The sequence below is a fragment of the Flavobacterium aquicola genome, from assembly GCF_003385115.1.
Taxonomy (GTDB): Bacteria; Bacteroidota; Bacteroidia; order Flavobacteriales; family Flavobacteriaceae; genus Flavobacterium; species Flavobacterium aquicola.
Genome location: NZ_QUNI01000005.1, coordinates 230,281 through 244,014, shown reverse-complemented (window position 1 = coordinate 244,014; position 13,734 = coordinate 230,281). Strand labels below are relative to the sequence as shown.

8 protein-coding genes are annotated in these 13,734 nt (G+C 35.6%); 6 read left to right on the top strand and 2 right to left on the bottom strand.

The window, feature by feature from the left end:
• The first annotated feature begins 176 nt into the window (after positions 1–176).
• The 6 genes from C8P67_RS10740 (at position 177) to C8P67_RS10715 (ending at position 9,525) form a co-directional block, all read left to right on the top strand.
• A complete protein-coding gene (locus C8P67_RS10740) occupies positions 177–1,076 on the top strand; it encodes a S66 peptidase family protein (RefSeq protein WP_170141448.1) in 900 nt (299 codons plus the stop codon).
• Positions 1,077–1,215: 139 nt separating this feature from the next.
• Positions 1,216–2,283 (top strand): NADH:flavin oxidoreductase/NADH oxidase, encoded by a 1,068-nt coding sequence (locus tag C8P67_RS10735; protein WP_115813175.1) that lies wholly within the window; start codon positions 1,216–1,218, stop codon positions 2,281–2,283.
• A gap of 213 nt (positions 2,284–2,496) precedes the next feature.
• A complete protein-coding gene (locus C8P67_RS10730) occupies positions 2,497–3,537 on the top strand; it encodes a Gfo/Idh/MocA family protein (protein WP_115813174.1) in 1,041 nt (346 codons plus the stop codon).
• Between the two features lie 361 nt (positions 3,538–3,898).
• On the top strand, positions 3,899–5,113 hold the full coding sequence (locus C8P67_RS10725; RefSeq protein WP_115813173.1) for an MFS transporter: 1,215 nt from the start codon (positions 3,899–3,901) through the stop codon (positions 5,111–5,113).
• A 208-nt stretch (positions 5,114–5,321) separates the two neighbouring features.
• On the top strand, positions 5,322–8,159 hold the full coding sequence (locus C8P67_RS10720) for a carboxypeptidase-like regulatory domain-containing protein (protein ID WP_115813172.1): 2,838 nt from the start codon (positions 5,322–5,324) through the stop codon (positions 8,157–8,159).
• Between the two features lie 19 nt (positions 8,160–8,178).
• Positions 8,179–9,525 (top strand): DUF5689 domain-containing protein, encoded by a 1,347-nt coding sequence (locus C8P67_RS10715; RefSeq protein WP_115813298.1) that lies wholly within the window; start codon positions 8,179–8,181, stop codon positions 9,523–9,525.
• 108 nt (positions 9,526–9,633) lie between these two features.
• Here C8P67_RS10715 and C8P67_RS10710 read toward each other — a convergent pair whose 3' ends face one another.
• Together C8P67_RS10710 and C8P67_RS10705 are read right to left on the bottom strand one after the other, a co-directional pair.
• Positions 9,634–11,751: a glycoside hydrolase family 97 protein gene (locus tag C8P67_RS10710; protein ID WP_115813171.1), complete on the bottom strand. Its 2,118-nt coding sequence runs from the start codon at positions 11,749–11,751 to the stop codon at positions 9,634–9,636.
• Between the two features lie 321 nt (positions 11,752–12,072).
• Entirely contained in the window at positions 12,073–13,719 is a 1,647-nt protein-coding gene (locus tag C8P67_RS10705) for a DUF6377 domain-containing protein (RefSeq protein WP_115813170.1), read from the bottom strand.
• Between the last annotated feature and the right edge of the window lie 15 nt (positions 13,720–13,734).

Sequence of the window (13,734 nt, the reverse complement as noted above, 5' to 3'; positions counted from 1 at the left end):
TTCTCATTTAGAAATGCATATCTTTGTTTTACCCAAAATAAGTAATAAATCAAATCTTTTTTTAAATGTACAGCATACAAAACCATTCCATATCTTTTATTCAAAAACAATGTGTTTTGTATCCGATGCTATTGCTTATTTTTGTTTTACAATCTATAAACAGTCAAGCTCAAACTATGATTACACCACCTTATTTACAAAAAGGCGATACTGTTGCTATTGTAGCGACTGCCCGAAAAAATGTCGATGACAACTTAAAACCTACTATCGATTTATTACATTCCTGGGGTTTGGAAGCTGTTATTGGAAATACCATTGGCTTAGACCTAAATCAATTGGCGGGAACAGATGAACAGCGCGCTGCCGATTTTCAGAAACAAATGGACAATCCAAATATCAAAGCGATTTGGTGCGCACGCGGTGGCTACGGAACAGTGCGTATGATTGATTTATTGGATTTCACTAAATTCAAACAGCATCCAAAATGGATTGTAGGTTTTAGTGATGTTACCGTTCTGCACAATCATCTCAACACAATGGGCTACAAATCCATTCACGGAACAATGCCGGTGAGTGTCGAAAGGACAGCACCTGAATCGATTTCATCTTTAAGAACCGCTTTGTTTGGCGACCCTTTAAAATATCAAATCGATTCGTTTCCGTTAAATCGTTATGGTAAAGCCACTGGCGAATTAGTGGGCGGAAACCTATCCATCTTATATAGTTTAATGGGGTCAAAATCGGCGATTGACTGTACCGATAAAATTCTGTTCATCGAAGATTTAGATGAATATCTTTATCATATTGACCGTATGATGATGAATCTAAAACGCAATGGCTGCCTCGAAAGCATCAAAGGAATCATTGTAGGAGGCATGACAAAAATGAAAGACAATGATATTCCTTGGGGGAAAAATGCCAATCAAATTGTCGAAGATGTAACTAAAACATATAATATTCCAATTCTATATAATTTTCCCGCAGGACATGTCCATGATAACAGAGCGTTGATTATGGGTAATACCGTAAGTATCGAGGTAAATGAAAAAGGAGGTGCTGTTATTTTTAACAAATAGCTGAAAATTTGAATACTATTGTTTTATAAGCAAAAATATTTATGCTTTTTAGAAGAGATAACTCCAATAAAGACAATCACACTGCCGTTTCTATTTCATAGTCTAATTTACTTTTAAAAACAACAACTATCTTTCACTTATGGAATCGCAATTATTTTCACCACTGCAAATAAAGAGCATCACGCTCAAAAACAGAATAGCAATTTCTCCGATGTGTCAATATTCTGCCGAAGAGGGTTTTGCTAACAATTGGCACTTGGTACATCTTGGCAGCCGTGCCACAGGAGGAGCTGGTTTAATCATTCAGGAAGCCACAGCCGTTTCTCCCGAAGCCAGAATTTCTCCCTCCGACCTAGGTTTGTGGAGCGATGATCACATCAAAAAATTAAAAAAAATCACCAAATTTATAAACAGCCAAGGCGCTGTTGCAGGAATACAATTAGCCCACGCTGGCCGAAAAGCAAGTGTTTCATCACCTTGGTACGGAAATAAAAAATTAGCTCAAAATCAAGGCGGATGGGAAACTTTTGCGCCAAGCGCCATTAGCTATCACGATAATGAGCAAACACCCTCGGCACTAGATACAGCGGGTATTCAAAAAGTAATCAATGATTTTAAATTAGCAGCGCGAAGAGCAGTCATTGCAGGATATCAAGTATTGGAAATTCACGGAGCGCACGGTTATTTACTGCATCAGTTTTTATCACCCTTAACAAATACAAGAACCGACGAATACGGAGGCAGTTTTGAAAACCGAATCCGATTTACACTTGAAATTCTAAAAGCAGTACAATCAGAATGGCCAAAAGAACTGCCGCTACTAGTGAGAATTTCTGCTACAGACTGGGCAGAAGACGGATGGAATGCTGAAGAATCAGTTGAATTATCCAAAATCTTAAAAGAAAAAGGAGTCGATTTAATAGATGTTTCTTCGGGAGGGCTGGTATCACATCAGCAGATTCCTTTAGGTCCAAATTACCAAGTTCCTTTTGCCGAACAAATAAAAATAGAAAGTACAATATTGACTGGCGCAGTGGGTTTGATCACAACTTCCCAGCAAGCCGAAGATATTATAGCGAGCGGTAAAGCAGATTTAGTTTTGTTCGCCAGAGAATCCCTTAGAAATCCAAATTTAGGATTAGATTTTGCACGTGAGTTAGGGGCAGATGTCCAATGGCCGAAGCAATACGAACGAGCAAAATTATAAACACTAATTACACTAATTTTTACGAATTATTTTTGATTATTAGACTTATTTTACACAATATTGTCATTCCGAGGAAGGAGGAATCTTCGTTAGAAACTCGACAAAGATTGGGGATTTTGATTACGGAATTTCTTGTGGAGATTCCTCCTTCCTCGGAATGACAAACTTTGACAACAATTGTTATTGGAAAATAACAAACTATAATAAAACAATATGCAAAAAATAAAAACCGCGCTATTATCATACGGAATGTCTGGAAAAGTTTTCCATGCTCCTTTTTTAGAATTTCATGAAGGCTTTGAGTTACTAGGTTCTTGGGAAAGAAGTAAACAATTAATCCAATTGGATTATCCAAATACAAAAAGTTTTGCTTCTCTGGACGATGTGCTTCAAAGCGATGCTGCATTGATAATTGTGAATACACCGGTAGGAACTCATTTTGAATATGCAAAGCAGGTTTTGCTTGCTGGAAAACATGCCGTAGTCGAAAAAGCGTTTACTGCCACTGTCGCTGAAGCTCAGGAATTGGCAGATTTGGCTAAAGAAAAAAGGGTAAAACTTTCAGTATTTCAAAATCGAAGATGGGATAGTGATCTAAAAACAGTACAGCAGATTGTTTCCAGTAACGTACTTGGAGAAATAGTAGAAGCCGAATTTCATTTTGACCGTTATAATCCAATTTTGAGTCCAAAAGCACATAAAGAAACTGCCAATGATGGAGCGGGAATTTTAAAAGATCTTGGACCGCATATTATTGATCAGGCTTTATATCTGTTTGGATTTCCTCAAAGTGTTTCTGCTGATATCAGAATAACAAGAGAACATTCTTTGGTAGATGACTGGATCGATATTTTGCTTTTCTATCCCGATTTTAGAGTGCGGTTAAAAGCTGGCTTTTTCGTTAGAGAAGCCAATCCTGCGTATGTTATTCACGGCAAAAAAGGTTCTTTCCTAAAACCTCGCGGGGATGTACAGGAAGATGAATTAAAATTAGGCAAAAAACCAAACTTGGATACTTGGGGAACAGAACCAAAAGAATTGGAAGGATTTTTGCACACTGAAATTGATGGTGAAATCATCAGGAAAAAAGTACCAGCACTTCAAGGGAACTATTATGATTATTTTGATGGTGTCTATAAGTCAATTGTCAATGACTTACCAGAACCTGTAACAGCTCAGGATGGAACTCGGGTAATGCAGATTATTGAAGCATCAATTCAAAGCAGTGAGCAGAAAAAAGTAATCGACTTATAAAACTAAATACTTTGCTGCTTAAAAATATTTGACCCCAGATTAATGGATAGAAATCTCTTAAATCTGGTGGCAGATTACAAACTCGAATCCTTTGCCTTTTTTTGAAATTGTAAAAAAGCAGTATGTTGTCGTTTAGCCCCGATTGTAGTGGAAATCCTTGTTGCCCGGGGTTCGGGCAATAAGATTGTAACGGAAAGCGGGACCAATGTTTCCTAAAAATGCCTAATCTTTCTGCTTCAAAAAATATTAATCAGAATCAAAATTATGAACAATAACGTTTTAATTTAAGGAGTAATTGTTAGCAACGGATTTAAACAAATTCATTTAGTACCTTTGTATTACATTTTTAAAGAGCAGAAATTTGCAATATTTTAATTTTATAGGCTGGTATAAAGCCAAAGGAAAATACAAGAAAAACTATCGCGATGCTAAAGCTTCTTATCTGCTTAGAATTCGGCTCGCAGTTTCTATGTTTTATTTTGCTATGGGATTATGTTTTGCTACTTGGGCAAGCCGAATTCCAACTATAAAATCGACTTTGCATTTAAGCGATGGACAACTAGGAACTATACTTTTTGCACTTCCTGTCGGTCAGTTAACGATGATGTATTTTTCTGGTAAATTGGTAACCCGCTTTGGAAGTCATCGTATTTTGCCCTTTGCCATTTCAATGTATGCAGTGAGTTTAACGAATTTGGGATTGGCTCAAAACGCGTGGCAGCTGGCTCTTGCATTATATGCATTTGGAATCTTTGGAAACCTGACCAATATTTCTGTAAACACTCAGGGCATTTATACCGAAGGACTTTTTAGAAGAACGATCATGTCTTCCTTTCACGGGATGTGGAGTCTGGCAGGATTTACAGGTGCATTAGTAGGTTTGGGAATGCTGGCATTACAGCTCAGTACCTATACTCATTTCCTAATTGTAGCCTTCACAGCATTTTTACTTATTGCTTTAAATTTCAAACTCTTGATTAAAGCTAAGGAAACAATGAAAACTGAGAAGAAAAAAGGATTCCGTAAACCAGACCAAACTTTAGTTTTACTGGGTGTTATTGGATTTTGCAGTATGGCCAGCGAAGGAATTATGTTTGACTGGAGTGGCGTTTTTTTTAAAGATATTGTCAAAGCGCCTGGTGCATTAATAATTTTAGGCTATACTTCGTTTATGATTATGATGGCCAGCGGTCGTTTTTTTGGAGATAAATTAATCAATAGATATGGACGAAAAAAAGTTATGCAGATCAGCGGGATTATGATTTCGTCAGGCTTTTTTACAGCAGTAGCTTTTCCTTATATAATACCTTCGATGATTGCTTTTATGGCAATTGGACTGGGAGTTTCAACTGTAGTTCCTACTTTGTATAGTATTGCAGGCAAGCATCCGACAATCCCAACTGGCGAAGCTTTGACCACCGTTTCAAGTGTAAGTTTCCTTGGTTTTTTAATGGGACCGCCTGTAATAGGTCATATTGCCGAACTCTTTAGTCTGCGTTTTTCCTTTGCTTTTATTGGAATTTTTGGGTTTTTCATCGCTTTTATGGTAGGCCGTATAAAAGTAATCAGCGAATAATCACAAAAAACAGGTTTTTACTTATTTTTTTAAATAGTTTTTTTCCTATGTTTGTTTTCGAAATCAATCGAAAGCTATTTCTATTTGGCTGATATTCAAAATACCATCTCTTTTTCCAAAACATTCTTTATCCTCTTTTTTAAACGAATTTAATCTTTGGATTTGTCGTGTCCTGACATGACTTATTCCATTAGTTAGTAAAATAAGTATGAGGGAATTTTTGTTCGGAATAATATTTTTATTGAAAATAACTTTTGTTTTTGCCCAGAAACCAACAGGCGTTAAAGGGAAAATCATTGATTCAAAAACTCAAAAACCATTAGAAAATGTAATTGTTACCATTGAAAATACTCAGTTAATGCAGCTTACTTCTAACGATGGTGTTTTTAGTTTTTATAATGTTCTGCCTGGCAATCAATTACTGCTTTTACACAGTCAGGGTTTTAAAGATCTGGTGCTTCCTGTAGCTATTACAAAAGATCAAATGCTTGACTTAGGAGTTATCCCGATGGAAGATAATCAAATGGTCGAACAGCAGACGGGCCTAATCACGCTTCTCGAAACTGATTTGAGCGACGACAACAGCGGTTCCGAAAGCACTTCGGGACTTTTACAGTCTTCCAGAGATGCTTTTCAGCAGGCGGCTGCTTTTAATTGGGGACAGGCCCGATTTAGAATCCGAGGTTTGGACAGTCAATATGCCACTACAACCATTAATGGTGTTACGATGAACAAATTGTACGACGGCCGTCCGCAATGGGGCGATTGGAGCGGATTGAATAATGCTGTTCGGAATCAGGAATTTACTATTGGTTCTTTCCCTTCGGATTATGTTTTTGGAGGTATTTTGGGAACGCAGCAAATCAATACCCGAGCATCTATTTACAGACCGGGAACTATACTTTCTTTTTCAGGGACTAATACGAATTATTCTTGGCGAATGACTGGAACCTATGCATCAGGAATGAATGCCAAAGGCTGGGCATTTGTAGTTTCTGCAGGAACACGCTGGGCTGAAGAAGGCTATTTTGAAGGAACAAATTATAATGCAATAGCTGGTTTTATTAGTGTCGAAAAGAAAATAAACGATCAGCATTCCTTGAATTTCTCTGGATTCTACACCCCAAATTCAAGAGCCAAAAATTCACCAAACACTGCCGAAGTTACCGAATTAACAAGCGAAAGATACAATTCCTATTGGGGCTGGTTTGACGGTAAAAAACGCAACGCCAGAATAAAAACCATTGAAGAACCCATCTTAATGCTGAATCATTTTTTTACCATTGATGAAGCCACAATGCTGAATTCGAGCTTGACGTATCAATTTGGAAAAATCACCAACAGTAATATTGACTATCAAAATGCAAATAGTCCAGACCCTACTTATTACAGAAAAATGCCAAGCTATTATACTTCAATGTATGCGAAAGACAATGGTGAATTTTCGGGAGCATTTATTCCTGATTATGAAGAAGCGCAGAAAAGCAAAGAGCAGTTTCTAGCCAATAATCAGATCAATTGGAATGCTTTGTATTATGCAAATCAGTCACCGGTTTTGGATGACAACGGAAATATAACAGCTTATAAACCTGCGAAAAGTAATTATGTTTTGTATGAAGATCACGCCGATGACCAAACGATGACGGCAACTTCCTCTTTCAATACGCAGATAAATGATAATCTTTTTTTAACTGCAGGCGGTTTTTACAGTCATTTAAAATCTCATAATTACCAGCAATTAAAGGATTTATTGGGAGGTTTGTATTTTGAGGATATTGATGTTTTTTATAATGGAGACCAAGCACAGTCGGATTTGAATCATCCCGACAGACAAGTTGTTGAAGGAGATATTTACGGTTACAATTTTAATTATGCTGCAAATGCTTTAAATCTGTTTACCAATTTTAAATTCACCTACAACAAAGTTGATTTTTATTTGGCACAAAATTTTGTAAGCACTATTTATCAGCGCGAAGGTTTGTACCAAAATGGAATTTATCCAGCCAATTCTTTTGGGAAAAGCGAGAAAGTACATTTTGATAATTTTGGTTTCAAAGGAGGAGCATTATTTAAAATTTCGGGAAGACGGCAAGTGAATTTTAATGGAGCCTATCTTTCGAATGCACCTACAATACGAAATACATTTCCGAATTCCCGTTTGAATAATTCGGTGGTTGCAGGATTGCAGAATGAAAACATAAGCAGTTTGGATGCGAGTTATTTTTATCGAACTCCAAAATGGCAAACGCGCATCACACTTTTTTATGCCCAAATAAAGAACATCACGCAGACTTCTTTCTTCTATGCCGAAGGGATTTTTGATGACGGAGCAGGATATGCCAGCACCGATGCTTTTGTAAGTCAAACATTGACGCATTTAGACAAAAGGAATATTGGTGCCGAGTTTAGTTTTCAATATCAATTGAGCCCGACACTGATGACTAATTTTTCGATGGTTTACGGTCAATATACTTATAATAGCAATCCAAATGTCACGATAACCAATGACGCCCAAGCTACTGAAGAAAATCCAAATCCAGTATTCGATTTTGGAACTTCCGCCTTGAAAAATTACCATCAGGCGGGAATGCCACAACAGGCAGCCGCATTGGGAATCGAATACCGCGATCCAAAATACTGGTGGATTGGTGCTAATATTAATTATTTGGCTGAAACCTTTATAGATGTTTCTCCCATTTCGAGAACCGATATATTCTATAAAAACCCTGCGAGCGGTTTCAACTTTCCCGAAGCTTCAGAAGAAAGAGCTCGTGAATTACTAACACAGGAAAAATTTGATCCTATTACATTATTAAACATATCCGGCGGAAAATCTTGGAAAATAAAAGGAAAAAACATTGGACTCTTTGCAACACTGAATAACGTTCTAGACTTGATTTATAAAACAGGAGGTTATGAACAGGCAAGAAATGCCAATTTTAGACAGCTCAATCAGGATGTTTCCAGCGGAACATCCAATTTTGGGAATAAATATTTTTATGGATACGGTAGAACCTATTTTGTGAATTTGTATGTCAATTTATAAATTTTTAAGTAAAAAGATTATGAAATTAAAAATTACTATTGTTTTATTAGGAACTGCGATACTTTTAACTAGTTGTGCCGAAGAGTTTAGTGTGCCAAAACTTTCATGTAACCAACCTGATTTAAAAGTAAATCGTACCGTCGAAGAAATCCGTTCGAGTACTAATTCTATAGTAACACAATATAAATATGATGATATTATTGAAGCTTATGTAGTTTCCAGCGATGAAGAAGGGAATTTTTTTAAAACAATTTCATTTCAAACTTTGGAGACAAACACTGCTCCTGCATTGGGATTTAGTGCACCAGTAGATGCATCAAATACTTATATCGATTTTAGAGTTGGAAACAAAGTCTATATCAAAATGAAAGATCTGTATACTGATTTTTATTTTGGAGGAATGCGCATTGGAAATATTTTTGTCAACAGCTACGACGAAGGCGGTGTTGGCCGAATTCCTCAAAATGACTATAAAAAAGTACTGAATGCCTCCTGCACAATCATTGAAGAAAGCCAATTGGTGAAGCAAATTACCATCGAAGAAGCTTTGAATGATACCAAGATAAATACTCTAGTCGAATTGAAAGATGTAGAGTTTACTGAATCGGCATTAGGACGGCATTATTATGAAGAAACCAATGACATTGGAGGAGCAACGAATTGGAATCTGCGGGACAAAACAGGGAATCAGATTATCTTTAGAACAAGCGGTTATGCTGCTTTTTCAGATCATTTAGTACCCGAAGGAAACGGAAATATTCGCGGAATCCTGACAAAATTCGGCATCGATTATCAATTAATGGTCCGATCCGAAAAAGATATTATAATAAGTGGCAACAGAAATATTCCTTTTTTTGCAGAAGATTTTCAGTCCGTTAAGCACAATGTAAATTTTGCATTGCCTGGCTGGAGCAATATTGTCGAAAAAGCCTCGAAGCTTTGGAAAAGCATGGTTTATAGCAGCAATGGTTATGCTGAGTTCAATACCACAAGTACCAGCGCAGCCGAAAACATAGCTTGGCTGGTTTCTCCAAAAATTAATTTGGAAGATTATAAAAATCCGGTACTGTCTTTTCGAAGCGCACAGCACGACTTAAAAACCGATTCTCCTCAAAATACTTTGGAAGTCTATATTTCAACCAATTTTGAAGGTACCCTTGCTGGGGCGACATGGACAAAACTAGCAGCCAAAGTATCATCTTTATCCACCCCTTCCCGTGAATTTATAAGTTCTGGCGGGATCGATTTGTCAGCCTACTCAGGAAATATCAATATTGCGTTCAAATACATTGGTTCTGGGAAAAACAAAACCTTAAACGGTGCTTTTATGGTTGATGACATTAAGATTTTTGGCGAAAAACCGTAAGATTTTAAACCATTAAAAAAATTAAGGCTTATTAAGTATTTAATCCTTAATGAGCCTTAATTTTTAATAGTTGTCTATTTGTTTATCCGTTAGGGTAATATCATACTATTATTTTTTGTTTTCAATAATACTTATCCCATAACCGCCACCAGGAGCACTAAGCTGTGAAAGCTTAGATTTATTGGTAACTTCTATTTTTCTGACTGTATAAGCCTGCGGATTTGTTTTGTAATTGGCATCTTTTCCATCAGCATAAATAGTAGCTGTATATTTTTTTCCTTTTTCTAAAAAAGAAAAAATAATATTTGAAGTACGAGAATCATATCCATTTACATTCCCCACAAACCAGTTGTTAGTTCCTTTTGCTTTTCGGGCAACAGTTACATATTGACCTGGTTCTGCTTCTAGATAGTTACTTTCACTCCAATCTACTGCAACATCTTTGATAAATTGAAAAGCATCTGGAAACCTATTATAATTTTCTGGTAAATCGGCAGCCATTTGCAACGGACTATAAAGTGTTACATACAAAGCAAGCTGGTTGGCAATAGTGCTGTTTACATGTGAATTATTATTTGGGTTTAATTTGCTTAAATCCATTTCAAAAATACCTGGAGTATAATCCATTGGACCACCTATTAATCGGGTAAAAGGCAACAATGTTACGTGATTAGGTTTTGATCCGCCAAAAGATTGATATTCCGTACCTCTGGCCGCTTCGTTGCCAATAAGATTTGGATACGTTCTGCAAATACCTGTAGGTCTTACGGCTTCATGCGCATTAAGCATAATTTTATAATCGGCAGCTTTTTCTATTGCATACTGATAGTGATTGATCATAAATTGGTTGTAATGATTATCACCATTAGATATAATACTGCCTACATAACCACTTTTTACAGCATCATATCCATTATCTTTCATGAATTGATACGCTTTATCCATATGACGCTCATAATTACGAACAGATCCAGAAGTTTCATGATGCATAATTATTTTTACGCCTTTGGATTTTGCATATTCATGTAATCCTTTCACATCAAAATCAGGGTATGGACTTACAAAATCAAAAACATAGTCCTTAGAGTGTCCAAACCAATCTTCCCAGCCTTGATTCCAGCCTTCAACTAATACAGCATCGAAACCATTTGCGGAAGCAAAATCAATATATTTTTTCACATTTGCATTATTTGCACCATGTGTTCCATTTGGTTTGGCTTTAGAAAAATCGGTAACCCCTAATTGTATAGATGGAAATTCATTGGTATATGACCATGAAGTTTTTCCAGTAATCATTTCCCACCAAACACCAACATATTTAACAGGTTTAATCCAAGATGTTTCTTCAATTTTGCAGGGATCATTTAAATTTAAAGTCATTTTTGAAGCTAAAATTTCTCTGGCATCATCACTCACAATGATTGTACGCCAAGGCGAATGTGATGGAGCCTGAATGTATCCTTTATCACCATTTTCATCTGGTGTCAGCCATGACTCGAAAATCATATTCTTATCATCAAGATTCAAATGCATGCAGGAATAATTAATCAGCGCTGCTTCATGCAGATTAATATACAGGCCGTCATTTGTTTTTAGCATAAGAGAAGTTTGAACTCCTGTTAAGGAAAAAGAAGTTTGTGATAAGTTTGCTGTTTTTGCCTTTTCGGATAGTCCTCTGATTTCGGATAATTTAGAAGTAGTATAATCATATTCCTGAGTATCATAATCTCCCGGAATCCAAAACGCAGTATGATCTCCTGCCATTGCAAATTGAGTTCTTTCTTCTTTTATAACAAAATAGACCAAGTTTTTTTGGCTTGGAAATTCATAGCGAAAACCTAAACCATCATTAAACAATCGGAAACGAATAATAATTTTTCTATCAGTTCCTTTTTGATTAAGTGTTACTGCTAATTCATTGTATTGATTGCGGATCGATTCCACTTCTCCCCACACAGGTTTCCATGTTTCGTCAAATGAAGATATTTTACTGTCTGCAAGAGTAAAATCATTCAATAAAGATTTGTTGTCATTCTTTAATTCAAGACCTAATTTACTAGGTTTTACAGCTGTTTTACCCTTATAGGTTAAATTGTAACTTGGCGTTCCATCATTTAGCAATGTAAACTCCATTGTGAAATTTCCATTTGGAGATTTTAATTGCTGCGCATTGGCACACTGCAATGCTATTAAATAAAATAAAGCAGTATAAAGTAAGTGTTTCATATAAGTAAATTTATTTTTTGTTTCAAAATAGTTTTACGAAATCGATTTATTTTACAAACATTGATCTGCATTAAACTGATAAATGATATGGTCTTTAGCATTTATAAAAATACCGTTTCCGCAAAAGTAAAAGTATATGCTTTGCAGGTCGGAAAATTTCGGTTTTTAAAAAAAGTAGATTGTTTTTTTAAAATTACAAAATAAATAACTAAAAATCAATAAGTTATTATTTTTTAATTTAAAAAAAAAGTGGCTCAGCAACAAGAAATTTCTTGAAGAGGAAGTAAATTTTAAGTTAAATAAGTTAGAAAGAGACCGTATTTACTTAGTACTTGTTCCAATCTGCATTACCCTTTCTTCAAATTCGTCTCTTGGTCCGGCGGATTTGTTTTTGAGCTGTGAACGGTAATTGTAAATAGTAGAAATAGAATACCGAAGGAACACGGAAATTTTGGCACTGTCTTTTATTCCCAAACGAATTAGAGCAAAAATCCTTAATTCGGTGTTAAGCTGTTCCCCTTCTTTTGGATGGACGGTTTCATTTGGAAGTAACAAAATATTGAAATCACGAATAAAGTCAGGAAATAATTCTAAAAATGTTTTGTCAAAATTGGCATAAAACTCTCTTAATTCATTTTCGATGTAGTCTTTTGATTTTGCGGTACTGATCAGATCATTTATTTTACCAGTGGTAGCCAGTACATTTAGTTTCCTTTGGTATTCATCCAGTTTTCCTAAATAATCCGAACATTGATCCATGTAACGGCCAATATAAATTTCTTTCAAAAAATTAGCTTCAGTCAAAGTATTGTTCGACAGATTTAATTTTTCATTAAAAGTATTTAGCTCAGCATTCAGTTCCGAAAGTTTAAAATTAGCCAAACTCAGCTCTTTTTTTGCTGCTGCTAATTTTTTCATCTGTTTAAAAAACAAAAACAAAAGCGTTAACAAAACAAGTACCAAAAAACCAGCACTAATTAAAAAAACTACCAATTGAAATCTGTTAGTTTCGCTTTGCTGCTGATAAGATTCACTTATGATTGGGAGCATTTTTGATATTTCGTAGGTTCTCAAACGTGCATTACAAGCCACTGCATCATCTAGAGAGCGTTTGATATAAGTATAAGCTCGTTCAATATCGCCGTCTTCATATTGCAAAAATGCTAATGAACGAAGAGAAATATATTCTTTTTTAGCTAATCGCAAGTCAGATAAAGCCGAAATGCTTAACCATTTTTTCTGCTGTAATCTGTCTTTTTTTTGTTTATAAGCTTGCGAAATGAGATACGATATAATCGCCCGATTAGGATCACTATCTTCAATTTTAGGAAAATACGGAAGTAATAAATGCAGGGTTTCTGTTGGCTGCTGATGGTCTAAATTCCGATCGGCTTTAGCTGTAATGTAAGAAACAGTGTTAGTTGGAAAATATGTAATGCAAGAATCCCGATATTTCTTTGCAAGTGATAAATACTTTTCTTTTTCTTGTGGAGAAGAAGCATTGTCGGCCATTTGTCCATAAATTGTCCGGCTTACGCTGTAAAAAGGTCCTTTTAGAGAAGAAACCGGTAAAATAACAATAGAATTAAGTACATCAATACCTTCTTTGTACATTCCTAGTGTTCCCATTATGGACACAAGATTTATTTCAGCTTGGTTTAGTTTTTCTGAATTTTTAAGACTTTCTGCAATTTTAAGGTTTTTTCTAGCATAGACTAAAGCGGAGTCTGACTGATAGGAATTGTAACTGATATACAGTTTTTGAGTAATCTCGTATTTAGAACTAAAAGCGCTGGTACTTTTTAAAAGCGATTTAAGCTGCGTAATTTCTCGTTCTTTCTTTTGAGTGTAAAAGGAATTATTTTCAATAGTTTGGTCTATTGCAGCTAATAATGACTCTGAATCTGTTTGAGATATTGAATAATAAGGCAGAAGCAAAATAACAACAAATAACAATAATCGACTCATTCAAAGAGGTTTTGT